At 41.2% G+C, this 26,097-nt stretch carries 22 protein-coding genes; 16 read left to right on the top strand and 6 right to left on the bottom strand.

Annotated elements, in window-relative coordinates; genetic code table 11:
* From ABD000_RS05200 to ABD000_RS05185, 4 genes are all read left to right on the top strand, one after another.
* Entirely contained in the window at nucleotides 1-342 is a 342-nt protein-coding gene (locus tag ABD000_RS05200; protein ID WP_343764693.1) for a PadR family transcriptional regulator, read from the top strand.
* On the top strand, nucleotides 339-2,132 hold the full coding sequence (locus ABD000_RS05195; RefSeq protein ID WP_343764692.1) for a PspC domain-containing protein: 1,794 nt from the start codon (nucleotides 339-341) through the stop codon (nucleotides 2,130-2,132). Before ABD000_RS05200 ends, ABD000_RS05195 begins: the two co-directional genes overlap by 4 nt.
* Before the next feature lie 88 nt (nucleotides 2,133-2,220).
* Entirely contained in the window at nucleotides 2,221-2,934 is a 714-nt protein-coding gene (locus ABD000_RS05190) for a head GIN domain-containing protein (protein ID WP_343764691.1), read from the top strand.
* A 66-nt stretch (nucleotides 2,935-3,000) separates the two neighbouring features.
* Entirely contained in the window at nucleotides 3,001-3,498 is a 498-nt protein-coding gene (locus tag ABD000_RS05185) for a nuclear transport factor 2 family protein (RefSeq protein ID WP_343764690.1), read from the top strand.
* A gap of 83 nt (nucleotides 3,499-3,581) precedes the next feature.
* Here ABD000_RS05185 and ABD000_RS05180 read toward each other — a convergent pair whose 3' ends face one another.
* Together ABD000_RS05180 and ABD000_RS05175 are read right to left on the bottom strand one after the other, a co-directional pair.
* Nucleotides 3,582-4,850: a Y-family DNA polymerase gene (locus tag ABD000_RS05180; protein WP_343764689.1), complete on the bottom strand. Its 1,269-nt coding sequence runs from the start codon at nucleotides 4,848-4,850 to the stop codon at nucleotides 3,582-3,584.
* Complete coding sequence (locus ABD000_RS05175; RefSeq protein WP_343764688.1) at nucleotides 4,847-5,203, bottom strand: S24 family peptidase; 357 nt, start codon at nucleotides 5,201-5,203, stop codon at nucleotides 4,847-4,849. The genes ABD000_RS05180 and ABD000_RS05175 overlap by 4 nt, the downstream gene beginning before the upstream one ends.
* A 64-nt stretch (nucleotides 5,204-5,267) precedes the next feature.
* Between ABD000_RS05175 and ABD000_RS05170 the strand changes: the two genes are divergently transcribed.
* Nucleotides 5,268-6,008: a CPBP family glutamic-type intramembrane protease gene (locus ABD000_RS05170; protein ID WP_343764687.1), complete on the top strand. Its 741-nt coding sequence runs from the start codon at nucleotides 5,268-5,270 to the stop codon at nucleotides 6,006-6,008.
* Between the two features lie 17 nt (nucleotides 6,009-6,025).
* Here the strand turns inward: ABD000_RS05170 and ABD000_RS05165 are convergent, their stop codons facing one another.
* Complete coding sequence (locus tag ABD000_RS05165) at nucleotides 6,026-6,490, bottom strand: nuclear transport factor 2 family protein (protein WP_343764686.1); 465 nt, start codon at nucleotides 6,488-6,490, stop codon at nucleotides 6,026-6,028.
* Between the two features lie 59 nt (nucleotides 6,491-6,549).
* Between ABD000_RS05165 and panB the strand changes: the two genes are divergently transcribed.
* The 5 genes from panB to ABD000_RS05140 all read left to right on the top strand — a co-directional run bounded on the left by panB (nucleotide 6,550) and on the right by ABD000_RS05140 (nucleotide 10,546).
* Nucleotides 6,550-7,368: a 3-methyl-2-oxobutanoate hydroxymethyltransferase gene (gene panB / locus ABD000_RS05160; protein ID WP_343764685.1), complete on the top strand. Its 819-nt coding sequence runs from the start codon at nucleotides 6,550-6,552 to the stop codon at nucleotides 7,366-7,368.
* A 93-nt stretch (nucleotides 7,369-7,461) separates the two neighbouring features.
* Nucleotides 7,462-7,818 (top strand): four helix bundle protein, encoded by a 357-nt coding sequence (locus ABD000_RS05155; RefSeq protein ID WP_343764684.1) that lies wholly within the window; start codon nucleotides 7,462-7,464, stop codon nucleotides 7,816-7,818.
* Nucleotides 7,819-8,003: 185 nt separating this feature from the next.
* Nucleotides 8,004-8,708, top strand: a complete 705-nt coding sequence (locus ABD000_RS05150; protein ID WP_343764804.1) for an RluA family pseudouridine synthase — start codon at nucleotides 8,004-8,006, stop codon at nucleotides 8,706-8,708.
* 94 nt (nucleotides 8,709-8,802) lie between these two features.
* Nucleotides 8,803-10,182: an aldehyde dehydrogenase gene (locus tag ABD000_RS05145; RefSeq protein WP_343764683.1), complete on the top strand. Its 1,380-nt coding sequence runs from the start codon at nucleotides 8,803-8,805 to the stop codon at nucleotides 10,180-10,182.
* 82 nt (nucleotides 10,183-10,264) lie between these two features.
* Nucleotides 10,265-10,546 carry a hypothetical protein gene (locus tag ABD000_RS05140; protein WP_343764682.1) on the top strand — a complete coding sequence of 94 codons (282 nt, stop codon included), beginning with the start codon at nucleotides 10,265-10,267 and terminating at the stop codon, nucleotides 10,544-10,546.
* Between the two features lie 466 nt (nucleotides 10,547-11,012).
* On the opposite strand, the gene dnaK is transcribed toward ABD000_RS05140, so the two are convergent.
* The gene (gene dnaK / locus ABD000_RS05135; RefSeq protein WP_343764681.1) at nucleotides 11,013-12,926 is read right to left on the bottom strand and encodes a molecular chaperone DnaK; all 1,914 of its coding nucleotides are present in this window, start codon (nucleotides 12,924-12,926) and stop codon (nucleotides 11,013-11,015) included.
* A 480-nt stretch (nucleotides 12,927-13,406) separates the two neighbouring features.
* Here dnaK and ABD000_RS05130 point away from each other — a divergent pair, with 480 nt between their 5' ends.
* The 5 genes from ABD000_RS05130 to ABD000_RS05110 all read left to right on the top strand — a co-directional run bounded on the left by ABD000_RS05130 (nucleotide 13,407) and on the right by ABD000_RS05110 (nucleotide 19,779).
* On the top strand, nucleotides 13,407-14,717 hold the full coding sequence (locus ABD000_RS05130) for an amidohydrolase family protein (RefSeq protein ID WP_343764680.1): 1,311 nt from the start codon (nucleotides 13,407-13,409) through the stop codon (nucleotides 14,715-14,717).
* 155 nt (nucleotides 14,718-14,872) lie between these two features.
* Entirely contained in the window at nucleotides 14,873-15,703 is an 831-nt protein-coding gene (locus ABD000_RS05125) for an alpha/beta fold hydrolase (protein ID WP_343764678.1), read from the top strand.
* A gap of 298 nt (nucleotides 15,704-16,001) precedes the next feature.
* Complete coding sequence (locus ABD000_RS05120; RefSeq protein ID WP_343764676.1) at nucleotides 16,002-16,781, top strand: CPBP family intramembrane glutamic endopeptidase; 780 nt, start codon at nucleotides 16,002-16,004, stop codon at nucleotides 16,779-16,781.
* A 100-nt stretch (nucleotides 16,782-16,881) separates the two neighbouring features.
* Entirely contained in the window at nucleotides 16,882-18,060 is a 1,179-nt protein-coding gene (locus tag ABD000_RS05115; protein WP_343764674.1) for a helix-turn-helix domain-containing protein, read from the top strand.
* Between the two features lie 72 nt (nucleotides 18,061-18,132).
* A complete protein-coding gene (locus tag ABD000_RS05110) occupies nucleotides 18,133-19,779 on the top strand; it encodes a serine hydrolase domain-containing protein (RefSeq protein WP_343764672.1) in 1,647 nt (548 codons plus the stop codon).
* 53 nt (nucleotides 19,780-19,832) lie between these two features.
* On the opposite strand, the gene ABD000_RS05105 is transcribed toward ABD000_RS05110, so the two are convergent.
* Nucleotides 19,833-21,170, bottom strand: coding sequence for a M24 family metallopeptidase (locus ABD000_RS05105; RefSeq protein ID WP_343764670.1), 1,338 nt, complete (start codon nucleotides 21,168-21,170; stop codon nucleotides 19,833-19,835).
* A gap of 531 nt (nucleotides 21,171-21,701) precedes the next feature.
* Between ABD000_RS05105 and ABD000_RS05100 the strand changes: the two genes are divergently transcribed.
* A complete protein-coding gene (locus tag ABD000_RS05100; protein ID WP_343764668.1) occupies nucleotides 21,702-23,453 on the top strand; it encodes an aromatic amino acid hydroxylase in 1,752 nt (583 codons plus the stop codon).
* A gap of 43 nt (nucleotides 23,454-23,496) precedes the next feature.
* Here the strand turns inward: ABD000_RS05100 and ABD000_RS05095 are convergent, their stop codons facing one another.
* The gene (locus ABD000_RS05095) at nucleotides 23,497-25,722 is read right to left on the bottom strand and encodes a T9SS type A sorting domain-containing protein (RefSeq protein WP_343764666.1); all 2,226 of its coding nucleotides are present in this window, start codon (nucleotides 25,720-25,722) and stop codon (nucleotides 23,497-23,499) included.
* Nucleotides 25,723-26,097 lie beyond the last annotated feature (375 nt).

Below are 26,097 nucleotides of genomic sequence, written 5' to 3'. Positions count from 1 at the left end.
ATGAATATAGAAAACACAAAAGCGCAAATGCGTAAGGGAGTGCTGGAGTACTGCATCTTATCTGTTTTAAAAGATAACGATGCCTATGTAGCCGAAATTCTTGAAACGCTCAAAGACGCTAAACTATTGGTAGTAGAGGGAACCATTTATCCCTTACTCACACGTCTAAAAAATGCAGGATTACTCAATTATCGTTGGGAAGAATCCACCAGCGGACCCCCGCGAAAATACTACGGACTCACAGAAAATGGAGTCACCTTTTTACACGAACTCACCGGTACCTGGAATGAATTGCAGCACGCCGTCAACTTAGTTACCACACAAAAAAACGCCAAAAAATGAACAAAACTGTAAATATAAATCTGGCCGGAGTCTTTTTTCATATCGATGAAGATGCTTATGCTAAATTGAGAAGATACCTTGAAGCGATAAAACGAACCTTTGGCAGTAGTCAGGGAGGTGATGAAATTATTGCAGATATCGAAGCGCGTATTGCAGAACTGTTTCATGAGCGCATCAAAGAAACCAGACAGGTCGTCAACATGACTGATGTAGATCATGTGATCGAAATTATGGGTCAGCCCGAAGATTACCGCGTAGATGAGGATCTATTCGAAGAAGAAACTTACACAGAACCATCCTCCAAACGTCAAAAACGCCTTTACCGCGATCCTGAAAATGGATATGTTGGCGGAGTAATTTCTGGACTGCGTCACTATTTAGGCATTGAGGCGATCTGGCTAAGAATCTTATGGGTTTTACTCACAATCTTAACTCAGGGAGCTTTCCTTATCATTTATATCATCTTCTGGATTTTTGCCAAAGAAGCAAGAACCACCGCAGAAAAACTCGATATGCGTGGCGAACCCGTGAATATTGATAACATTCAGCGTAAAGTTCAAGAAGAAATTGATTATGTAGCCGACAAGGTAAGAGACGTGGATTATAAAAAATACGCATCCCGTGCTAAATCAACCTCTTCCTCATTTTTTGATGGGATAGGAAGCGTAATTAGTGCTTTGCTTAACATTTTTATCAAATTCGTAGGGATTCTATTGATTCTAATTTCTGCCACCACACTCATTGCCTTATTTATAGGACTATTTAGTGTAGGAACATTTGGCTTAATCGATGCACCGTGGATCGATTATGTGGACGCAGCTAATATTGGCGCACCCTTATGGTTAGTCTCTCTCTTTTCATTTTTTGCGATAGCCATACCATTTTTTGTGCTATTCGTCGTGGGACTTAAAATTTTAGTCAATAATTTAAAATCGATAGGAACTCCGGCAAAAATCGCCCTGATTGTCGTTTGGGTTGTTTCCATCTTGGCCCTTATTTTTCTAGGGATTAGACAAGCTACAGTTCACGCATTTGATGGAGAAGTGACTACAACTAAATCATTGAACCTGCAAGCAAATGACACGCTGCGCATTCAAATGAATACCGATACGTACTACGCACGCTTTAGAGGTCGCAACAATGATTTCAAAATTACCACAGACGCCGAAGGGAATAACATCATTAAGACAAATGATGTGCGCCTCATTGTACGATCAACTTCAAATCCTACCGGACGAATTGAACTGGTAAAAATGGCTGAAGGTTCTTCACCGACCGAAGCCCGGGAGTTTGCAGAATACATTAACTATTCCTATAAACTCTCTGATAATACGCTAGTGCTAGAAACCTACTTAGAGACAGAAATTTCTAATAAATTTAGAGATCAAAAAGTACAGGTTATTGTGTATTTGCCTGTCGGAAGTATTTTATATGCCGATCAAAACACCTACAATTATCACCGTAGCAGTAGTTTTTATGGAGATTTGCTTGAAAATGGTCAAGAGGAAGAATACTTGCTCATTAAAGATGAAGAAATACAATGCCTTACCTGTCCTGAAGATACAAATGACGACTGGAATGATGACAATTGGGATGAAAACTGGGATAACGATAACACGCCGGAAGGCGAGGATGGCGTTGAAGCTTCCATCAAAATCAATGATAAAGAAGTTAAAATTGAAATCAACGATGATGGCATTAAGGCCAATGGTGAGAATGTCAAATCCATTAAAATCGATGAAAACGGAGTAGAAATTAAGAAAACCGGTAACGACAATTCGGTCTACTAAACTGCCAATTCAGTAATTAATATTAACAAGATTTGTTTACTGCTTATACATTTGAATCAATAATTAATCAACCAATAAAACAATTATTATGACCACACTTACCAAAGTACTTATCGGCCTAATTTTTTCTGTGCTCCTCATATCCTGCAATTTCGATTTGGGAGTTAGAGGGACGGGAGAAGTTACACGTATTACACAAAATGTTCCCACGTTCAATTCAATAAAGGCTTCCGCAGGGATGAATGTTTTTCTTACCCAGGGCAACGATCAAAAAGTCGTTGTAGAAGCGAATGAAAACTTGCATGAAATCATAGATGTTTATGTAAAAGAAGAAGCGCTTATTGTTACTACCAAAGAAAACATTTCTTTTGCTGATGCAAGAGATGTATATGTCACTTTTACAGAGATCAATTCAATTACAGCGACCAGTGGCTCTGATGTATCAGCGAACGAACCACTTAGAATTCAGACCTTACAGCTGGTGTCTACCAGCGGTGCAGATATAAAGCTCACACTAAATAGTCAAAGTATCAGCGCAAAAAGTACAAGTGGAGCAGACATCGTCTTGAAAGGTAAAACAGATAAGATCGATGCCACCAGCACCAGCGGGGCAGATATCAATGCAAAGGAGCTTATTGCAAAACACGCCAACACCACAGCAACCAGCGGAGCTGATATCGTGGTGCATGCGACAGAAACAATGCAAGGAACTGCCAACAGTGGCGGCGACATTCGTTACGTAGGTAATCCTGTAAAACTTAATATCAAAGACGGAGTTTCTGGCTCTGTTTCTAAAGAGTAATCACTAATCAACCAAAATCATAAAAAGCTCTCTTCATGCTTAGAGAGCTTCTTTTATCTCAATGCTATGCGATTTTTAGTTTTATCTTTCTTTTTCATTATATCGATCTCAGCCTTAGGACAACTTGAACAGAATCATGTTGTGTACCAAACCTTAAAAGCGAACGACAGCCTAATTTTTGAGGTGGCCTTTAATCACTGTAATATCCAACCCATGGAGGAATTACTTAGCGATGACCTGGAATTTTACCATGACATCGCAGGGGTTGAGAAAACTAAAGCTGTTTTTATCAACAATTTTCGAAATGGGCTATGCGGAAACCCAAACGTACAATCCCGCAGGGAACTTATCCCTGAGAGCCTAGTAGTCTATCCACTCAAGAATAACGGAGTAATCTACGGAGCCGTTCAACAAGGTGAACATCGTTTTTTTGAAAAAGTAAAAAACCAACCTGAAACGGCTGGCAGCACAGCAAAATTTACACATCTTTGGTTGCTAGAAAATGATACTTGGAAACTCAAACGGGTGATTAGTTATGATCATCAACAGAGTACAAACCATTAGCATTCCTACGGTCACTACCTACTAACGCGTTCTATCTTAATCTAAATTTTAGATCAAGTTCGATTTCAAGTTCAAATTCAAATTCACGTTTTCACCCTAAGCAACTCATTCCACTGAGTGGTATATCTGGGACTGCGCTCCTCTTTAATGAGCTCCCATTCTTTTTTTCGGGTTCCGGCTTGCGCCGAAAAAACCGTGGCTTTGCCATAGCGACCATTCAATGCATCTACAATCGCTTGCAATTCAGCTGAATGTGCCTGCGCTTCTTCTTCAAATAAATTTCCCTGTACAAATTCCTGAGGTGTTATTCCGCTTAAATTCACCCCTACTTTTTTATATCGAAACCCCGGTTTGAAAATCTTGTGCAGTGCCTTTTTAGCATGACTCACTAGGGTAAACGTACTATTGGTTGGATGCGGAAGAGTCACAGTAATACTATTCGCATACTGGTTGTCATATTGACTGTGATAGTTAGTTTGTAAAAACACCTGAATGTACGCCGCACAGGACTTTTGATTCCGAAGTACTTCGCTCACCTCGGTCACGTAATACGCGCACGCCTCTTCAATCAAAGAAAGGTCGGTGAGTTTTTTGCCAAAAGATTTAGCTGTTCCTATCGCCTTTTTTGGTTCTGGGGCCATCAACAATTCCAAACAAGGTTCTCCCCTTAATTCTCGCCAAATGCGCTCCCCCACTACTGTCATTTCTTTGCGCACCCAAGCCAATGGCAATTGGGTAAAGGCATGGGCAGTGTATACGCCTAATTTACCCAAGCGGGCAACATGTTTTTTGCCCAATCCCCAAATGTCTTTGGTGGATGCCCATCTGAGCGCACGCTCCCGATCTGCCGCTGTTTCTATAACACACACGTGCTGATTATCCTTAATCTTTTTCGCCATTCGATTGGCTAGTTTCGCCAATACCTTAGTAGGGGCGATACCAACGCCCACAGGTAAGCCTGTATCACGCAAGATTTCATTTTTGATACGATGACCATATTGAGTCAAGTCTGTATGTTGCAACCCCCCAAGATCTACAAAGGACTCATCAATACTGTACACCTCAACCTGAGGCGAAAAACGCGTTAAAATATCCATCACCCGCTGAGACATTTCGCCATAAAGTGTGTAGTTGCTGGAGAACAACGTAACTCCATTTCCAATGAGTTGATTCTTTATTTTGAAAACCGGCTCAAACATGGGGATATGAGTCATGGCTTTAGCTTCGGCATTGGCAGCGATTACGCACCCATCGTTATTGCTCAGTACCACCACAGGCTTTCCCTTCAGGTCAGGGCGAAACACCTGTTCGCAAGACGCATAAAAGCTATTACAATCCACTAAAGCGATCATCGAGTTGCATGTATTATATAAGTAACCACTCCCCATAGTTCTATTACTTCTGTAGACATCTTGTCAAGCTTAAACTCCCCTTCCTTCACGTGCAAGACGACATCAGTAGATTTTGGTGCAATAGACCGATCAATGATCAAAACATCGTTGTGCGCTACACCCTGATCCAACATATCCTCACCATCTACCCTCACAAAAAAAGTCGCTTCACGATTGGCAATGAGTTCATGGTTAAGATCGATGGTAGCTTCAGCATAGTGGGTCGCCGGACTGGGAAACCCGGTTTGCTTCGACACTCCGGGTTCATAGCGTTGCGTCTTTTTATTTAGTTTTCCTACAGATTGAACTTCCATACCACAAAACTAAATCTAAATATGGAATTAATCCATTTTAATGGAATATTTAACATGATGAAAATTGCCGAAAAAAATTGTAACCTTTATCCTTTATGAAATACCTATTATTAAACAAGAATTAGTGCGTCGTTCCTCTTCCTCAAAAGCAGCTGTATTGCTCCGATTATTCGGAAGGCTTTTTCTGATTTACTTTATATTTTTCATCGTGCTTGGCCTTTTGAAAGAATATTATCCCTGGATCACAGGAGACGAATACGAACAGGCTAGTTTGATGGATTTAATGCGCGATGATCCGCTATATTTTTTAGTGGCGACGGTGATTATTGCGCCCCTATTAGAAGAAGGAATGTTTAGAACGCTGATCAAACCTACGTTGTCTCAAGCAGCATTTTTTCTTACCGCTTGGATCATATTTTTAGGTCGAAGCTTTATTCCGGCAGATGTACATTGGATGATTGCTAATGGATTTTTACTGGTACTGGGAATCTTCTTGTGGATGGCGCTAAAGGAGTTATTGAATACCCCTTTTGTACATCGGCAACTGGCTTTTCTCAATCGTGGTTATGTGGCTATGTGGATGGTAACCAGTCTACTCTTTGGACTGATCCATGTCATGAATTATGTAGAAGGCTTTGAACTTAATTTGGTGCTCTTTCTGCTGATCTTCCCTAGAATAGTTGCGGGTTATTTCTTCGGAAAAATAAAAATACTCAACCAATCTATGGTCTGGCCAATGGCCCTGCATGCCATGAATAATGGAGTCGTTTTTTTAATCCTGCTCCCCCGAATATTATCAAGTTAGCGACTTAAGCGCTATAATTACTCGCAGTCTTCCTTTCGTCGGGTGTCAATAATGTGGGCAATCATCCAAGTTTCTTCTTCTTTGACCAGCGTAAAACTATTGACTCCGCAATGACTTAATTCATCATTGATATAAAAGCGGTAAGGCGTCCAGGCATGGGCCATGGCGCCATCAATCATAATTGTATAATCCAGGATGTCTTCCCTAAATGTAGTGGTAGTAGGAATACCCGCAATAGAAGCGGCGAACACCGAAAAGTTGACTTGAGCGACATGGTGTTTTCCATTTGCTTCAGGGACTAGGGTTTGCATTAAAATTTTATCGCTAACGCGCTGTTTTAGTCCGACAGTGTCTTGTGCATGAAAGTCAGTAAAAAATTGTTGTATAGTGGTCTTTACTTCAGCTTCCGCAGAAGCTATCGTCTCTTGGGCAATGCCTTCCGCGCTAAGCGAAATAAGCAGAATAAGGACTAGTCTACGCATATCTTCTCGTCATTTTATGCATCTAATTTACTACATTTACCCGCATTAATTTCTATTTTATGAGCATTGCTAAGAAAGACTATAAACGCATCACGGTAAAATCCTTGGTTGAGATGAAGGCGAACAACGAGAAAATCTCCATGTTGACCGCGTACGATTACACCATGGCAAGGATTGTAGATGCGGCCGGGATAGACGTGATTCTGGTGGGTGACTCCGCCTCTAACGTGATGGCAGGTCATGAAACCACGTTACCCATCACACTTGATCAAATGATATACCATGCCTCTGGTGTGGTGAGGGCAATTCAACGTTCTTTGGTGGTGGTTGATCTGCCTTTTGGTAGTTATCAAAGTGATCCTAAAGAGGCGCTTAGATCTGCCATAAGAATCATGAAAGAAAGTGGCGGACATGCGGTAAAAATGGAAGGTGGTAAAGAAATTAAAGAGTCTATTAAACGTATTCTTCACGCAGGTATCCCTGTGATGGGACACTTGGGATTAACTCCCCAATCCATTTATAAATTTGGCACTTATACCGTACGCGCAAAAGAAGAAACAGAAGCCCAACAGCTTAAAGATGATGCCAAAATGCTGGAGAAATGCGGTTGTTTTGCCGTGGTATTAGAAAAGGTTCCCGCAAAACTGGCAAAAGAAGTCGCTGAGAGTCTTACCATCCCCGTGATCGGAATTGGTGCCGGTAGTGGTGTAGACGGTCAGGTATTGGTTACCCACGATATGCTGGGAATGACCCATGAGTTTAATCCGCGTTTTTTACGCCGGTATTTAGACCTGCATACCCAAATGACTGAAGCCTTTAAACAATACAGCGCAGATGTTAAGGCGGTGGATTTTCCTAATGAGGAGGAACAGTATTAATTAGATTATCTAGACTTATTAGATGGATAAGACTGTTAGACAGATTACATCCTTTAAACAGTAATTTCCTTTAGTGAAATATGAAAATAAATTATGGGAACTCATAAATTTAGGGAACTTACTATTTGGAGAAGGAGTAGAGAATTTTGTACACTCATCTACGATATGACCAAGACCTTCCCTGATAATGAGAAATTTGGTTTGACTAATCAGCTGAGACGTGCCAGCGTTTCAATTCCCAGTAATATTGCCGAAGGTAGCTCAAGACGAACAAACAAAGAGTTTAAACGATTTCTGGATTATGCCATTGGTTCAGCGTATGAAATAGAAACTCAATTAATGATATCTAGTGATTTAAACTTTATAACTAATGAGGACTGCAATTCGTTAATCTCAGAATTACAAGAAATAATCAAAATGACTTCTAAATTTAAATCCACCCTCAAATAAGTAGTTTCATCTGTTCCATATCGATATTATACTAATCAAAACCCTTGAATTAAATATTATATATCTAAAAGTCTAACACATCTAATCGGTCTAACACATCTAACCAGTCTAACACATCTAACCAGTCTAACACATCTAAATCGTCTATCAAATCTAACGATCTAACCCGTCTAACTAATCTGACTATCAACCATTCCTCCCAACATACCACCCTACAAAACCTTGAAGTCCTTTACGAAGACAATCATCTTATCGTCGTAAATAAACGCGCAGGCGATTTGGTACAAGGCGATAAAACGGGAGATGACCCTTTGAGTGAGATTATCAAGCAATACATCGCGAAGAAATACAATAAACCGGGCGCAGTATATTTAGGTGTGGTGCATCGACTGGATCGCCCCACCAGCGGAGTCTTACTCTTTGCGCGAACCAGTAAGGCGCTCACCCGACTCAATAAACTGTTTGCAGCACGTGAAACGCAAAAAACCTATTGGGCGTTGGTACAAAAGGCACCACCAAAAGCAACAGATCGGTTAGTGCATTATCTAAAACGCAATCCTAAACAAAATAAAAGTTTCGCTTACGCGGAAGAAAAACCAGACACAAAAAAAGCCATTCTTACCTACACGGTAAAAAAGAAATTAGACAGATATGTCTTATTAGAAATCGCCTTAGAAACCGGAAGACACCATCAAATCAGAGCTCAGTTAGCAGCCATTGGCAGTCCAATCAAGGGCGATTTAAAATACGGCGCTCCCCGAAGCAATCCAGATGCCAGTATAAGCCTGCATGCCCGTAGTTTATCCTTAATCCATCCTGTAAAAAAAGAACCTCTCACCTTTACAGCTCCTGTACCTCAGCATGATCGGCTGTGGAAAGCGTGTAAATAGCTCTGGCTGATCACATCATTTTAGCGATAGATTAACGCACTATAGAACATACAACACTTGGCTTTGCTTACCTTAGTCCACAAATTCGTTTGACATGCCTGATTTCACCTCACTCCTCCAAAAACAACGCACTTATTTTAAGGATAAACATACCATCCCGGTAGAATTTCGGTTAGAGATACTAAAGAAATTACGCGAAGTTTTAGTCGCCAGAGAAAAGGACATCACCGCGGCACTCTATGCCGATTTTAAAAAACCTGAGTTTGAAGGCGTGATTACAGAAACCGCCTATACCCTCAATGAACTAGATCTTACGATTAAGAAACTTACTCAATGGGCGAGGCCTAAAAAAGTATCGTCGGCGTTTATTAATTTTCCTTCGACTGATTATTTATACTCAGAACCTTACGGAGTTACGCTCATCATCTCACCGTGGAACTATCCCTATCAACTCGCCATGGGCCCGCTTATCGGAGCCATCGCAGCAGGTAACACCGTGGTATTAAAACCCAGTGAATACTCCGCTGCCACCTCCCAGCTATTAGAAGAACTTATTACAGAAGTGTTTGATCCTGCTCATGCCAAAGTAGTACAAGGTGGTGTGGAAGAGTCTAAAGCATTACTAGACCTTGAATGGGATTATATTTTCTTTACCGGGAGCGTCAATGTAGGTCGTATAGTAGCGAAAGCTGCCGCACCTCACCTTACGCCTTGTACTTTAGAGTTAGGCGGGAAAAATCCGTGCATTATTGATGCTTCTGCTAAAATAGAATTGGCAGCAAAGCGCATCACCTGGGGAAAATTTCTTAATGCAGGTCAAACCTGTATCGCACCAGATTATATCTTGGTAGAACAATCGGTCAAGGAGAAGTTTATTGCAGCCATGAAAAAAGAGATCGAAGAAGCCTATGGCAACACACCCGAAGCTTCTAACGATTACGCCCGCATGATTAGCGCTAAGCATTTTGAGCGCATGCAGGAACTCATTGAGGGAGAAACGGTTCTTTTTGGCGGACAAAGCAATGCCAACGATCACTACATCGCTCCCACCCTGTTAGATGAGCCTAAACGGGATAGCGCCGTGATGGAAGATGAAATCTTTGGACCCATTTTACCTATCTTAAGCTATTCAACTACCGAAGATCTGGATGAACTCATTAATTCCTACGGAAAACCACTTTCCTTGTATGTCTTTTCAGAAGATGCTGCTTTTGCAGAAGAAATGATCACCCGCTATTCCTTCGGTGGTGGAACCGTTAACGATACCATTGTTCATTTTACCAATAAAAAATTACCCTTTGGCGGAGTGGGAAACAGCGGCTACGGAGCCTACCATGGCAAACGTACCTTTGACACCTTCTCTCATAAAAAAGCCATCACCAAACGCGGTACTTGGTTAGATATCCCGGTGCGCTATGCACCTTATTCTGCTAAAAAATTAAAGCTGATTAGGAAATCCTTAAAGTGGTTTTAGCCTCTCAATAGGATTTAAAGAATTGAACTATATTGGCAGCTACATCTTCAGCTGATTCTTAATGGGCTTACTCTTTGTAATAATGCTTCTTCCACTCTCAAGCATCGGCTTATTATTCTTAAAAGACGATTCCAAAACACGCGGACTGATTTTGAATATCCTTTTAGTACTGAATGCAATCCTTTTTGTCCTTCCTATTCTCTATGCATATATCAATACCCGCCCAGATGGCAATATGTTTAACGAGAATGGTCCCGGGGCTATCCTGTGGGCGTATATCATTCTAGGTCCGTTGTGTCTTGGTGTGCAGTTGATTTTGGCGATTTTAAAGTTTGTTTTTAGAAGAAAAACAACACATGCGTAATGAGCTGTTTTGTCCTTGTAATCTATTCCAACACTATAAAATTACATCGGATTACGTTGAAAAAGATTCCCGCGTTGCTCCTCCGCTAGCCTCCTTCGCCATAGCAGCACAGCTACGAAGGCCAAGAAGCTTCGGCGACACGCGGACGCGGGAATGACAAAAAAAGCCTGATCAGTCATTTCGAACCACAGCGCAGCGACGCGTGAGAAATCTTATTCAATTTAAACAGATTTTTCTCTCCGTTCGAAAAAAAGCCCTCTCCATTGAGGGAGAGGGTTGGGTGAGGGTGTTCAAAAAAAGCCCATCCTTTTCAGAATGGGCTTTCAAACTATTTTTATGAGATCCCGAAATCGCTTTGCTCTTTGGGATTAATAAAATTATCGTTCATACATCGCGCAAGCGCTTGTATTCACTTTATTTTATTTAACTTCCTCAAAATCTATGCTTCGACTCCGCTCAGCACAGGCTACTTGACCTCTTCGAAGTCTACGTCTTCAACGTCGCTTCCTTCATTGGATCCGCTGGCTTGATCTGCACCGGCATCAGCGGCACCTTCCGGCGCTCCGCCTTGAGCTTCTGCTTGCGCTTTATACATCTCTTCGCTGGCTACCTTCCAAGCTTCGTTGATTTTCTCTAAAGCTGCTGTAATTGCCGCTAAGTCTTTCGACTCGTGTGCAGTTTTCAGCTCTGCTAAGGCATTTTCAATCGGCTTTTTCTTATCTTCAGATAACTTGTCGCCAAATTCAGCTAATTGCTTTTCTGTTTGGAAAATCATCGCATCAGCTTCATTAAGCTTATCTGCGGTTTCTTTTGCGGCCTTATCAGCTTCAGCATTTGCCTCAGCTTCCTTCTTCATTTTCTCGATTTCTTCTTCGGTTAAGCCAGAAGAAGCTTCAATTCTAATGTTCTGCTCTTTATTGGTTCCTTTATCCTTCGCCGAAACGTTGATGATACCATTGGCATCAATATCAAATGTCACCTCGATTTGCGGCACTCCGCGTTGTGCTGGCGGAATCCCATCTAAGTGGAATCTACCTATCGTCTTATTATCGGCTGCCATTGGACGCTCTCCCTGTAGCACATGGATCTCAACACTAGGTTGATTATCTGCTGCCGTAGAGAATACTTGTGACTTCTTAGTTGGGATCGTTGTGTTAGCTTCGATCAACTTGGTCATCACACCACCCATGGTTTCAATTCCTAGGGATAGCGGAGTAACATCTAATAAAAGAACGTCTTTTACATCTCCTGTCAATACCCCACCTTGAATCGCTGCACCTACGGCAACAACTTCATCTGGATTAACTCCTTTACTTGGCGCTTTCCCAAAGAAATTCTTCACCGCTTCTTGTACCGCAGGGATACGCGTTGATCCACCTACTAAGATGATCTCATCGATGTCTCCTGTTGATAATCCGGCTGCTTTTAACGCTGCTTTACACGGCTCAATGGTTCTTTTGACTAAGTCATCAATTAATTGCTCAAACTTTGCTTTGGTCAAGGTTCTTACCAAGTGCTTTGGTCCGCTGGCAGTGGCAGTAACATAAGGTAAGTTGATTTCAGTCTGTCCACTAGAGGATAACTCAATCTTTGCCTTTTCTGCCGCTTCTTTTAAACGCTGTAGTGCCATGGGATCCTTACGCAGGTCCATGTCTTCTTCTTTTTGAAACTCATCTGCTAACCAGTTGATGATCTTTTGATCTACGTCATCACCACCAAGGTGTGTATCACCATCGGTCGCCAGTACCTCAAATACACCGTCACCCAACTCTAGGATAGACACATCATGTGTTCCACCACCAAAGTCAAAAACAACAATTTTTTGATCCTGTCCTTTTTTATCCAGTCCGTAGGCTAAAGATGCTGCGGTAGGCTCATTGATGATTCGCTCTACTTTAAGACCTGCAATCTCACCGGCTTCTTTCGTCGCCTGACGCTGTGCATCGTTAAAGTAAGCCGGTACGGTAATTACCGCACGAGTTACATCTTGCCCTAAGTAATCCTCAGCTGTTTTCTTCATTTTTTGAAGAATCATCGCAGATAATTCTTGCGGACTATACATTCTACCATCAATATCCACACGTGGCGTGTCGTTATCACCCTTTACTACTTTATATGCAGCACGTTCTGCCTCTTTTTGAGACTCAGAATATTTGTTCCCCATAAATCGTTTAATGGACGATATGGTTTTGGTGGGGTTGGTAACCGCCTGACGTTTTGCCGGGTCACCTACTTTAATTTCGCCTCCATCTACAAATGCAATGACAGATGGGGTAGTTCGTTTTCCTTCTGCATTAGGGATTACAACCGGATCGTTACCTTCCATTACGGAAACGCACGAATTGGTTGTCCCTAAATCTATTCCTATTATTTTACTCATGATATCTATTTAGGTTTATGTTGATTTCTTTTTCCCTCTATAAGTCAAGTAGTATGCCAGCACAAAAAATATGACAGGATGTCATTCCGATAGAGCGAAGCGACAAGGAATCCTTTGAATTGTTCGCAATGGACCACTCTATTTTTTCTTGGGCATTTCCCTCCCCAACGTGTTGGGGAGGGTCGGGCTTCCTGCCTCGACGGCAAGGCGGGTACGCTATATCTTAGGAGAGTGACTTCGACAAGCTTAGTCCCCCCCCTAAGGATGCCGCTGCAATCCCTAATGCAATTTTTAGTAACGAAGGACCAAAACCTAACTTGTTATGTAAGAAAAGCTATATACGGCAGTGAAATATTGTTATAGGCATAACCCAATCAAACCTAAGTAACTGATTAAACCTCAAGATCTTGCAAAGTAATCCAATTCACGAGTTTTTTGTAAATCATTATCTTTACGTGATAATACCATAAAATTTCTACCATGAGACGTCATCTTATCCTTTTCTTTACCGTAGCTCTTTCAACATTGGTTCTATCTGCTCAAAAGAATAATTCTTACGCTTTGCTAGGCGCTCAAGTATTTGATACTAAGAGTAAGGATTGGCAGAATAAAACGATTCTTGTAGAAAACGGATTAATTAAGGATCTATTCGAAGCTGGCTCTAAGAGCATACCAGATTCATATGAAAGATTAGATTTGAAGGGTCATTACATTATTCCCGGTCTCATAGACACTCACGTACATTTGGGTATGAAAGGCCTTTCCAAATCTCCAGAAGCAGCAAGGAAAGAGTTAAAAAAATGGATTTATAGTGGGGTGACTGCTGTAAGAGACATGGGCGGTGATGCTAGAGCACTTGCCGTTGAAAATAAACGCATTAAATCGGGAGAACAAGCCGGACCCACGATCTATTATTCTGCTACAGTTGGTAGTAGTGATATGATCGCAAAGGACTTGCGATTGAAAAGGGTGACCCAAGGTATTGGCATTGAGAATGCAGGTTATATTATCGAAGCCAAAACAGGCATGAATATCGAAAAAGAAATTGCTAAAGCCATCGCAAGTGATGTCAGCGGAGTGAAATTTTACGCCGGAATAAAGTCCGACTTAATAAAGGCTATTACGGACGAAGCTCATAAAAAAGGAATACAATCTTGGGCACATCTCACCGTATTTCCTGATCGACCCATCGAGGTCGTAAAAGCTGGAGTGGATGTAGTATCTCATGTATGGGGAGCCTTTTGGCAAGACAATGATGTTGATCCATCAAAAAAAATTCCGTTTACTCATACTGATTTCAAAGATGCGCGATCTGCAACTTTTCCAGAAGACATGAGCGTTATTGATTCTTCTAGTAATGAGTTGAATTTATTATTTGAAGCAATGCGCGAAAGAAATGTAATTTGGGATTTGACGTATGTAGTTCCTAATCCAACCATTCAAAAAATGTACAAAGATGTGGCGCTTACAGCCAGTAAAGCCGGAGTTGTATTTTCTACCGGAACAGATTATTTCAATAGATTGGAAGAACCCTTTCCCGCGGTATTTACACAAATTGAACGTTTGGTTCAAGACGGTATTCTTAGCACAGAAGAAGTACTCATTGCAGCAACATTAAATGGCGCTAAAGCAATTGGGATAGAAAAATCCCACGGTACTATTGAAATAGGGAAAGTGGCTGATCTTGTTATATTAACAAAAAATCCCGTAGAACGTATAACGAATATCAGTGAGATTAAGTTTACAATGAAAGATGGAAAAACATTTTATAGAGAAAATTACGAAAAGTAAAATCATGGCCTTAAAACAGCTCTCTCTATAGTCCTTATTTTGAAATACCTTATAGAAATAAAAATCTTAACTTTTAAATGGATTATTTTAAGATTTCTAGAACATCCTAGTTTTCTGTTTCCCGTATTTTTAAAAAAATCTAAAATACTTTCTATATGCCCTATTTAATAAATACCAATGGAAAAGAAGAAGTTTCTATTTACTACGAAGATTACGGTAGCGGACAACCAGTAATCCTAATTCACGGTTGGCCACTAAGCGCCAAAGCCTGGGAAGGTCAGGTACCGCAAATTGTTGACGCAGGCTTTCGATGTATCGCTTACGATCGCAGAGGTTTCGGACGATCTTCAGCACCTTGGAATGGATACGACTACTCCAGCCTGGCAGCTGATCTCAATGAGATCATTACTCAGCTAGGATTAGATCAGGCGATCATTGTCGGTTTTTCTATGGGTGGCGGCGAAGTGGTGCGTTATATGACGGATTATGGAACAGACAAACTTGCCAAGGCTGCCTTAATCAGTTCAATCATTCCGCTGGTAAAGAAAAAAGATGATAATCCAAACGGAGTGCCACAAGAAGATATTGACGGCATTATGGAAGCGGTAAAAACAAATCGGGTTGGCTTTTTACACGATTTTAATCGCAACTTCTATAATTATGAGGATCTTAAAGATCGGATGAGTGAGCAGCAATTGCACTATGACTGGTCGATTGCCAGCAATGCCTCACCACGGGCAACTCTAAAAGCTGCCGAAGCTTGGGCTGATACCGACTTTAGAGCGGAGCTTCAAAATGTGACGGTGCCAACGTTGATTGTCCACGGAGACGCAGATCACATCGTTCCCATAGAAACGGCAGGAAAACAAGCCGCAGAAGGAATCGCTAATAACCGATTTGAAATCATCAACAATGCACCGCATGGGTTAAATGTGACGCATAAAGATGAGCTGAATAAAATTTTGTTGGAATTTCTTAGAAAATAAGATAATCTAAACATGAAAAAGAAGATGTATCCAAATCTAAAGAGTTATCAAACTGAGCCTATCGAAGTTTTCAATTTATTGCAAATTAGCCCATTTCGACAATCCTGCTTTGCGGCAAGCAGGCTCTCCCCAAGCTTCGGGAGTGACAATAAATAGTATTTTAATGGTTTTGATACAGCTTCTTTAATTTTCCAGCACATCTGCGAATATGATGACCTTTTTTGAAAAAATTTAGTCCGGGCAACCTTTTTTAAACAATGAACGTCTATTAAGATAGTAACCAAGCTTTACTTATCTTATGAAACCATTCGTTAGAACCCTAGGATTTGTCGTTTTCTTCTTTGCAATCTATTATGTTCTTGATGCGTTTTACTTCAAAGATTTAAGGACTCAAATCGATAGCTACCTCAACCAATTGGGAATAAGTCATATTCTCACGTATGCTATTTCAGGAATTCCATTATACATCGGAACTTATTTTATCGCGATGTCCAGCTCTATAGTCGCCGGATTAGGACTAGACAAGTCTGTCCTACAAGGGTTACTGTTTAGTGCCGTTTGTACGCTACCCATGTTTATGGGTTTTGCTATTTTTTACCAAATCAATACAGACCTTTCTCTTGATGGCGTATTGATCAGAGTGGTTTCAGCAGGATTTTTTGAAGAACTATTTTTTCGAGGATTTTTATTTGGTCTTCTGTATAAATATACCAGACTTGGTTTTATACCCGCAGTATTCTTTGGTGCACTTTATTTTGGTCTCTTGCACCTGTATCAAAGTACTGAACCCATGGAGCTCTTAGGTATATTTCTTATAACTTTTATAGGAGCTATTATTTTTTCTTGGTTATATCTAGAATGGACGTATAATATTTGGATCCCTGTTTTCATCCATATGATGATGAACTTATCTTGGGAGCTTTTTGATGTGAGTGAGAACGCACTCGGCGGAGTTTATGCCAATGTATTTAGACTCGTCACCATCGTTCTTATTTTATTACTAACCATTTTGTATAAAAGAAAGCGCGGTGAACGTTTACAGATTAATAAAACCAGCTTATGGTGGAAGTCCAACTAGCATTTATCCTCTTTAGAGTGCTTATCTAATCAATCTCCAGTTTCGTATTTGTATAAATGATATATTTAAACTCTTTTAATGAAAGATAATTTCACCCTGCATGTTAGGAGAAGACTTCTTATACTTTGACTACAACCAAAAAAGCTCCTCCCTGCTTTTCTTCTTCCTTAACGCGGTTATCTTCTCCATCATTTTATTCCGAAAAGGAATTATTCAAGAACAAGCTGAAAGTAAATGGTTGGCATTGTTTATTTTTTTGTGTGGATTGTACGTTTGCCCTTTTATGCTGGGATACGGGGGCTGGTATTCTAAAACTAATTACCGGGAGTTTATGTTTTTTGTTCCGTTTCAACAGCTTTTTCTAATTGGACCTGTACTCTATTTCTACATCTTGAGTTTGCTCTATAATGACTTTACCTTATCACGAATGGATTTCCTGCATTTTATCCCATTCGGGCTGTATCTACTCTACACGTTGGTAGTATTTGTAACCGATAAGTTCATTTTAGATGAATTCTACTTTTATGCTGATGGCAGAGATAAAGACCTCTCGTTTTGGTATCAACTCACCGGACTCATCTCCATGCTCACCTATTTGGTGCTGGGTCTCATTAAATACCGCAACTACACCAACCTCATACAACAAGAAGTAAGTTATGTAGAAGAAATTTCATTTAGATGGATTAATCATTATATGCTGGCTTTTGCTGCCATACTGGTGTTACGTGTGCTATTTTTTATTCTGAATCCAGAGTGGGATCAATTTGGCAGTAAATACTGGTATTATCTTTCCTTTTCAGTTTTAGGAATGTATATCCTTATTTCGGGATATTCCCATTCCCTCACTAAAAGCTCATTTGTCATTTCCAACGATTTAGGAATTAGATCATCTCAAGACAATCCTATTTCCAAATATGTTACACCAGAGATTGAACACTTAGATCAATGGAAGGAAAAACTCACCCAACTCTTTGAAGAGTATCATCTATATACCAACTCTCACTTAACCCTCACCGATGTTGCTACAATATTAAACACGAACCGAAACCTTATCTCCAGCTTAATCAATCAGGGCTTTGATATGAACTTTAATGACTTTATCAATTACAAACGTGTTCAAGCTGTTGAGCAGAAAATTAAAAATGGGGAGCATAATGAAAAAACCTTATTAGGCATCGCACTAGAGGCTGGGTTTAATTCTAAAAGTACGTTTAATCGGGCATTTAAAAAGCATACTGCATTAACTCCGCGTGAATACATCGCTAAAAAACAGCATTAAAATAAGGTTCAAATGGTCATTTGAAGCGAATGATTTGAACTAGAATGCTTCTTTTGTCACAAAGCAATAATCATGATTAAACATATCCTTGCCTTTCTCTTAGTAAGTCTTAGTACCATTGCCATGGGTCAGATTAAGCTTACTCCAAAACAACACGCAAAACTTGATCAAATTGCCACACAAGATGTACCTAGTGGAGCTCCAGGAATTGCAACCGCCATTATCGCTGACGGTAAACTTTTATATGAGCGCTACGCTGGATTTGAGCAATTAGAAGACAGTCTTACCATTAATCAAGCCTCCCGATTTAATCTAGCCTCTAACGGAAAGCAGTTCACTGCGCTAGCTATTCTGCTGTTAGAAGAACAAGGAAAGCTCAAGTTGTCTGACGATATTCGAACGTATTTTCCTATGCTTTATCCCAATATCTCCTCAAAAATTACCATTCAGCACCTACTACAACATACCAGCGGAATAAGAGACGTGTACGACCTATGGTCGTTGCAAGGCATTACCTGGTGGAGAAATACCTATGATAATGAGGATTCCTTAGCGTTAATTCAAGCTCAAGACGAATTGAATTTTACTCCGGGAACAAAATACCTCTACAGTAACTCCAATTATATTTTATTGGCAGAACTCATTGAACGCGTTACAAAAACCAGTTTTGTGGATTATACGAATAAGATATTCAGTCAACTCAACATGAAAAACACATCATTTGAAAATAACTATTTGGATATCCAAGGACCTATAGCTAAAGCCTACTTCAATTTCGACACCTGGTCGACCTATGATTGGAAATGGAATGTTACGGGTGACGGAAACTTCTTCTCTACCCTACTCGATCAGATTGAATGGGAAAAAATTGTACAGGGATGCGGTAACTCTAACATTTCTAAGGTCATAATCAACAAAAGTCAGCAGCGAGAACAACTAGATACTGAGATTCCCTATGGCTACGGACTGGAATTTGGAAGCTATAAAGACATACCCTATCGTTTTCACGAAGGAGCCACAGGTGCCTGGAAGGCTACTGTGGTACGTTTTGATGAGCCAAAAATATCCTTCATCACCATGACCAATAGCGGCAAAACTATTCCCTCCTATCAAACAAGACAGATGATAGATGTTGTCCTTGATTTGGAAAGTACATCAGCAACTTATGAAACAGAGCCCAATAAAATCGGGAATTATATTAGTGAGGAAGAGATTCTGGGCACCTATCTTACCCCGAATAACTTCTCATTTGAGTTTAAGGAAAAAGAAGATGGAAGCCTGATCCTAGATCGAATTGGAAGAGGCGAAGTTGAACTGGAACGCGAAGCAGCGAATATCTTTCGTCAAAAATATGACCCTGCTTTTAAACAAGAATTTACAAAAAATGAACAAGGAGAAATGATGGTAACCGCCTATTACACCACTCATGCACCCTATAACCTTACCCGGACTGACACGAATTGGGATACCTATGATTTTAGTCTTTTAAATGGAACTTATAAAAATACTGAAACCGACGTTACGCTTACGATTCGGTATGATGAAGAACAAGAGTATACCGTAAACCGTGATGGTAAAGAATATAAGGGGCGCTTAGTAACTCTAACTAAACTGCTGGTAAATAATTATGTCATTGAATTTGATATAGAGGATAAGGTTATTTCTACACTATTCCTCAGTGCGAATCGCATAGAACGGGTGAGGTTTGAGAGAATATAGCTTATACTATTCTCTATATATTTCCTAAAAAAAATAAGCTAGAGAAGATATATTTACTCCCCACTAACCAATATCAACTCCTCCTGTGGCTCTATTAAATACTCCGCGCCATCATTCGTAACGACTGCCATTTCTTCCACAGAAATTGTTTTAAGGTCTTTTTCATTGAGCTTCCAAGCATGAAAGCCATCAAACGCAAAGGTCATTCCCTCTTTTAATTCCCGTTGAGCTGCAGGTCGTACATGAGATGCTTGTGAGCCGCCCAGATTCGGTCCTACGTCATGGGCAACATATCCCACGGGATGTCCTGTGCTCCACATCACATATTCAGAGCCTGCTTTTTCCATCAACACACGTTGTGCACGGTCTACCTCCACCCCTTTTACGCCGGGTTTCATAGCGGCCAATGCGGCTCTGTTTCCAGCTTTGCCACTCTCCCAATATTGCTGGATTGTTGGCGGAGCTTTAGTCTCTCCTTCTTTAAGCACATAGGCAAAACGCTGGATATCGCTTACCCATCGATCATATAGCTTGATCCCAAAATCAATCTGGATCACATCACCCGGCATAATTACTTTATCGGTAGCGTGCGAATGCCCCCGATCTGCACCTGAATTTACATTAGGGTTTTGTGCCGGTGCCCAACCATCTTTTACGCCGTACTCGGCCATTTTGTTTTTTAAGAACTTGGCTAGATCAGCATCTGTGGAAACTCCGGGCTTGACTTGCTTGTAGGCTTCAACCTGCCAATCTGCCGTAAGTTGGGCGGCGTTGCGCAGAATCTCCACTTCTTCTGGTAATTTAATCGAAAGCCATTGGTAGACTACCTCAGTCGATGAAACCAACTCTCCCTTAAAATCAGCTAAATACTTCTTTAATTCCTGATGTTGAGAATAGGTCAGCCCGTCGGCCATAGCATTGGTTTCAGACGTATTGATGGCAACCTTTTCAAAATTCTTTTCCGTAATAAAATCAGCGGCTTGTTGAACGGCTGAGCTCCCCCGTTCTACCGAAACGACCTCATCATGAATATCCAATTCATCCAAAGCAGTAGCCTCTCCACTGGGTGAAAAAACGACGGAGTTAAATCCTTGGGCATCATTATAAAACAAAAAAGCAGCCGTACCTCCGGCATTTTCCCCGCCAATATGATCGGCGATGGGGTCATTGTTATTCTCTCTGCAAATCGTAAGCCATGCCTCTACCTCTGCTTGTTTTAATGCATTAGGCAATAAGGTTTGAATACGTTTCTTCCGAATTTCTGGCCAGGGATTTTCTTCCCACAAAGCAGCCGTGTTTTGCTCTTGATTGACCGAATCTTTATCAGTTTTCTGTTGGTCGCAACCCACAGTGATACTAACGATAAATAAGAGCGCAAAGATTTTTTTCATGGAGGTTAGTTTTAAAACTGAAATATAGGAAAGAAAATAATAACTGACCCTTCGACTGCACTCAGGGTGACAAAATTGAGAAGATTCGGTGGCAAGCCCAAAATGATAAAGGGAAACTAATTGTCATACTGAACTGTCACACTGAGCGCAGTCGAAGTGTTGATTCAGCATCTAAAATGATTCAATAGATTCCAGATCCCGTCCTTTTAGCCAGGGATGCAAGTCCGGAATGACCGTGAGATCCCTTGAACTATATTTGAGAGTCATTTCGAAATAGCGCACTTAGCCGTCAAGCATAGTAAAACGATGAGAAATCTGCCTTATAGGTGTTCTATTAAACATTTAGATGATTTACCTCAAGATTTCTCACGCTCATTGCATTCGGTTCGAAATCACAAGAACTCCTTCTCCCTTCTTGTCTCCGACGAACCCCGATACTTCGGGAGAGAGGAAGACAAAAGTTGGGATGAGGGAAAAAAGGCTTTCAGCTTCACCGGGTTTATCCTACTTTAGTACATTCATTTAACGACCATGCAAAACACTCCAGAATTCGAATCAAATCCTTTGATTGATCGTCTTCCACCACATCTAAAACAGTTTATCAAACCTCAACGCTATGAGGACTACTCGCCCATCAATCAGGCGGTGTGGCGTTATGTGATGAAAAAGAATGTGTCCTATTTGGCTAAGGTGGCGCATGAATCTTATTTAGAAGGTCTTGAAAAAACCGGGATAGACCTGGAGAAAATTCCGTCCATGTACGGCATGAATCGCATTCTAGAAGAGATTGGCTGGGCTGCTGTGGCGGTAGATGGGTTTATTCCGCCTAATGCGTTTATGGAGTTTCAGGCGTATAAAGTATTGGTGATCGCTTCAGATATACGTCAGTTGGAAAATATCGCCTATACCCCTTCTCCCGATATCATTCATGAAGCCGCTGGTCACGCCCCCATCATCGCCAATCCTGATTATGCCGAGTATCTTAGAAGAATGGGAGAAATTGGTGCCAGGGCAATCCTTTCAGCACACGATATAGCCCTGTATGAAGCCGTTCGTAAACTCTCTATCCTCAAAGAAGCCGAAGCTTCTAATCCTGCCGAAATCGCTTCCGCGGAAGCGGAAGTAAACACACTACAAGCCCAAGAGGTCAAACCTAGCGAAATGGCATTGATTAGAAATTTACAATGGTGGACGGTTGAATACGGACTCATCGGCACACCGGAAGATCCCAGAATTTATGGCGCCGGACTCTTATCTTCCATAGGAGAAAGTCAGTGGTGTATGAGCAGCAACGTGAAAAAACTGCCCTATTCTATCGATGCGGCCTACCAAAATTTTGACATTACTAAACCCCAACCCCAGCTTTACGTCACGCCAGATTTTGCGTACCTCATGCAAGTCTTAGAAGAGGTCGCCAACACCTTGAGCTTAAGAAAGGGCGGGCATCGCGGGCTACAAAAACTTATTGATTCACAACGCGTGGGAACGATTGAACTCAGTACCGGGCTACAGATTAGCGGCGTATTTGACCGCATGATCAAAGACGAAGATTTGCAGGTCATCTACTTTCAAACCACAGGACCCACAGCATTGGCTTACCGCGAAAAAGAATTGATTGGTAACGGCACAACACATCACTCTAATGGATTTGGATCACCTCTGGGGAAACTAAAAAGCATTAGTCTGGCAATTGAGGATATGGGTCCCGTGGATTTAAAGGCGTATAACTTTTATGACGGCAAATGGATGTCCTTAGAATTTGAAAGCGGAGTGAAAGTACAGGGAATTAACGTTACGGGAATACGAAATGTACAGGGCAAACTCATGTTGATTGAACTGGAGGATTGCACGGTTTCTCACGGTGAGGAAGTACTTTTTTCTGCCGAAGATGGTACGTATCATATGGCGGTGGGGAAAGAAATTGTTTCGGCTTTTGCGGGAGCGGCAGATTTTAACAGCTTTCCTAATCTTTATGAAGCTTCAAGCACCACGACCATCAAATCTCAAAAACCGGAAGCATTAAAACAACTGGAAAAATTATATGCCCAAGCTGAAACCTTAAGAGAACGTAAAACTGTTATAACCGAAGAAATCTTATTTATTTTTAATGAGGTGAAGAATGATCATCAAGGGGATTGGCTCTTACCGCTTAACTTGCTTGAGCTTTCAAACGATCCTGAAGCATCTGCACAAATCAAGAGCTATATTGAACGTCTCGCCGCTGATCATCCTGAAAAAAAGTCATTGATTAAAGATGGGGTGGCGATGGTGCTGCGCAAATAGTTCTTTAGCATCGAAGGTTGTCCAAGCGTTCAATGCCTGTTTTTTATTTTTTGAGCAGTTTGATCGTACGATTATTTAGATTCAAAAAGTACATTCCGGCGGCTAATACACTCAAATCGATGCGGTTATTTTCAGAATCAACTATTCCTTTTTGCAGGATTTTTCCGGCATAGTCAAAAACGACATAAGATGAGCTTTCTCTTAATCCTTCCACGAAAATGTTTCCGCTTGACGGATTAGGAAAAACAGCTAGTTGTTGTACTATAAGAGGTTGATCTACATTGAGTATGTTTTCAGCAATCGTAACGTCTTCGGCATTTACCGCAAGCATATACCCATCAAAAGATCCTGAACTTTGATCCACCATGGCAGCTTCGGTAAGTCCGCCAACAAATAAAATATCCTCCTGTAACGAAGTGTACCCTCTATCTTCATGTGACGTTCCAAACTGAAGCGCTTCCAACAGATTCAAATTTGAATCAAATTTTTGGATAAGCACATCTCCGGTTTCTTGACTGGCATCCGGATTTTGTCCTTGATAATTTGCTGTAGTGTAATCCCCATAGGTGTATCCGACCGCGTAGAGGTTGTCTTGTGCATCGATTTCGACTTTTCTAAACATATCTGATCTGGCGGTTCCTACTTGCTGAAACTGGGGGTTGGAAAGTGCGGAATCGTATTTTACGATAAAAGCATCACCTCGTCCAAGGCTAGCTCCCTCCAGTGTGCCTGTTGTATATCCCACCCCATAGATATTCCCCTGTGAATCAACAGTATTGTCCAATATCCAGTCTGCTCTTACGCCATTTGCAATGACATTAGTGGTATGCGTTCGTACTGGCTCTGCCCCATCCAAATTTTCATAGACTCCTAAAAAACCATTTGCTCCACCAGCGGTCATGTACCAACCCCCAACGACTAATCTGCCGTCTCCGGGATCATCACCGGCCGAATAAGTGATCCCTCCCCAGGCTTCTGATACAAAAACGGGATTATCTGCTGGTGGTTCAATAACGCGCCAAATATTTGCTAGCGTTTGAGCATCGTGCTTTGCAACTAAATACGATGCATCTGTACCGCCATTGTCTATAGGACTCCCCGCACCGGATACATATATGTTTCCCGCATCATCTAACGTGATATTGCCATATCCATCCAATCCACTGTTTCCAAATTGATCACTGGCCAGTAGCTCTCCCGTATTCTTATCCAATTTAAGCAAAATCGCATCCCACCTACCCTGATTGGTGAATCCCGGTAAATTCCCCAGCGTTCGGCCGGCCAAGTAAACATAATTATCATCTGTAGTCCCATCAAATAAAAGCGTACCTTCTTTCATTTCTAGGGCGTAGGTCCACAGCTCTTCCCCGGTTGGACTTAGTTTAGTCACGAACAGCTTATTATCACTTATACCCGATCCGTCTATGCTTCCCTCGGTCAAGCCGAAAATGTAGGAGTTGAGTTCAGCGTCTGAGGTAACTCCGCCAATCACTTCTTTACCGGTGGTTCCCACTTGAGCAATTCCCTGCGGAAGAGTAACGGTTGCAGAAAGTGGCTGGGCAATTCTAAAATGATCCGGATTGGATAAAGACAGCTCTCCTGAAGCATTGCACAACGCTGACGGATTTTGAGGTGGATTACCACTAATGGTTTCTCCCAGATCATCACAGGGAAAAATAAAGGCGATTAAATCAATTTCATCACCTGGTGTATAGAATAAATAGTAGCCTGTAGTTTCACATCCCTCATCCTGGGTGCAGTAAAACAAAGAATAGTCATCCAAACTACCGTACAACTCAATATACCCAAAATTATAATCAAAATTCTGGATGACCACGTAATCATCGTCTATGCCATTTTGACCTTTCGCGAAAAAGGGGGTGTTAATCTCAGCCGTTCCTAGGATAAAACGATCCCCTAGCGATCCTTGATAATTACTATCCAGATCGAGATTATTGACTCCACGTAGATATTTCACCTGATCCTCACCGGGAATATCTTTTGCAGGATCTACCGGGTAAAAGGTATCAAAACCACTGGTTTCACCTTCCATATAAGAGGTGTCAAATAGTGTGTATTCTAAATCATTATAGGGTGTACCGGATCCAAAGGTAATATTACCGGCTCCCACAAACGGAATGAGATCTGCACTCCCCCGTGGCATCGCAGGGAACTGAGCTGCAGCATTAAGTAATTCCTGATCGGTTTGAGCTTTAACCGGTAAAAAGGTGAGAACGAAAAAGAGTCCTATAAGTGTGATTGTTTTCATCTTGATGATTAGTTTTTTATTTTTAGGTAAGACTAAGCGTATTGAAAAAGGTTTAATTCTTTGACGAGAAATTTAAACATCTCTACCCAACCTTACTTTGTCCCACCACCAAAGCTATGACGACTCTTGGTCGAAGGAAGGGAGAGAATTTTAGATGAAATGAGAAGATTCTGAGTCAAGCCTGGAATAATGTGAACATTTTTACTCTTTGCAAGAGTCATTTCGACAGAGCTTGCCTGACGTAAGGCTGGCAAAGCGACGAGAAATCTGCCCACGAAGAGTTACTCCGGGAATCTAGGTAATCGACTTAAAGATTTCTCACGCTCATTACATTCGGTTCGAAATTACTCTTAGATTCAATATACGCCAAGGCTT

The sequence above is a fragment of the Gangjinia marincola genome (genome assembly GCF_039523415.1).
GTDB lineage: Bacteria > Bacteroidota > Bacteroidia > Flavobacteriales > Flavobacteriaceae > Gangjinia > Gangjinia marincola.
The sequence above is the reverse complement of the archived record's forward strand: the minus strand, read 5'-3'. Positions and strand labels throughout refer to the sequence as shown.

Bases quoted from the DNA above. Each gene is read 5' to 3' on its own strand.
- ABD000_RS05155 (WP_343764684.1), top strand. From the start codon at position 7,462: ATGGGAACTCATAAATTTAGGGAACTTACTATTTGGAGAAGGAGTAGA.
- ABD000_RS05195 (WP_343764692.1), top strand. From the start codon at position 339: ATGAACAAAACTGTAAATATAAATCTGGCCGGAGTCTTTTTTCATATC.
- ABD000_RS05125 (WP_343764678.1), top strand. From the start codon at position 14,873: ATGCCCTATTTAATAAATACCAATGGAAAAGAAGAAGTTTCTATTTAC.
- ABD000_RS05175 (WP_343764688.1), bottom strand. From the start codon at position 5,203: ATGGAAGTTCAATCTGTAGGAAAACTAAATAAAAAGACGCAACGCTAT.
- ABD000_RS05130 (WP_343764680.1), top strand. From the start codon at position 13,407: ATGAGACGTCATCTTATCCTTTTCTTTACCGTAGCTCTTTCAACATTG.
- ABD000_RS05200 (WP_343764693.1), top strand. From the start codon at position 1: ATGAATATAGAAAACACAAAAGCGCAAATGCGTAAGGGAGTGCTGGAG.
- ABD000_RS05140 (WP_343764682.1), top strand. From the start codon at position 10,265: ATGCTTCTTCCACTCTCAAGCATCGGCTTATTATTCTTAAAAGACGAT.
- ABD000_RS05110 (WP_343764672.1), top strand. From the start codon at position 18,133: ATGATTAAACATATCCTTGCCTTTCTCTTAGTAAGTCTTAGTACCATT.
- ABD000_RS05180 (WP_343764689.1), bottom strand. From the start codon at position 4,850: ATGATCGCTTTAGTGGATTGTAATAGCTTTTATGCGTCTTGCGAACAG.
- ABD000_RS05185 (WP_343764690.1), top strand. From the start codon at position 3,001: ATGCGATTTTTAGTTTTATCTTTCTTTTTCATTATATCGATCTCAGCC.
- panB (WP_343764685.1), top strand. From the start codon at position 6,550: ATGAGCATTGCTAAGAAAGACTATAAACGCATCACGGTAAAATCCTTG.
- ABD000_RS05105 (WP_343764670.1), bottom strand. From the start codon at position 21,170: ATGAAAAAAATCTTTGCGCTCTTATTTATCGTTAGTATCACTGTGGGT.
- ABD000_RS05165 (WP_343764686.1), bottom strand. From the start codon at position 6,490: ATGCGTAGACTAGTCCTTATTCTGCTTATTTCGCTTAGCGCGGAAGGC.
- ABD000_RS05120 (WP_343764676.1), top strand. From the start codon at position 16,002: ATGAAACCATTCGTTAGAACCCTAGGATTTGTCGTTTTCTTCTTTGCA.
- ABD000_RS05100 (WP_343764668.1), top strand. From the start codon at position 21,702: ATGCAAAACACTCCAGAATTCGAATCAAATCCTTTGATTGATCGTCTT.
- dnaK (WP_343764681.1), bottom strand. From the start codon at position 12,926: ATGAGTAAAATAATAGGAATAGATTTAGGGACAACCAATTCGTGCGTT.
- ABD000_RS05190 (WP_343764691.1), top strand. From the start codon at position 2,221: ATGACCACACTTACCAAAGTACTTATCGGCCTAATTTTTTCTGTGCTC.
- ABD000_RS05095 (WP_343764666.1), bottom strand. From the start codon at position 25,722: ATGAAAACAATCACACTTATAGGACTCTTTTTCGTTCTCACCTTTTTA.
- ABD000_RS05115 (WP_343764674.1), top strand. From the start codon at position 16,882: ATGTTAGGAGAAGACTTCTTATACTTTGACTACAACCAAAAAAGCTCC.
- ABD000_RS05145 (WP_343764683.1), top strand. From the start codon at position 8,803: ATGCCTGATTTCACCTCACTCCTCCAAAAACAACGCACTTATTTTAAG.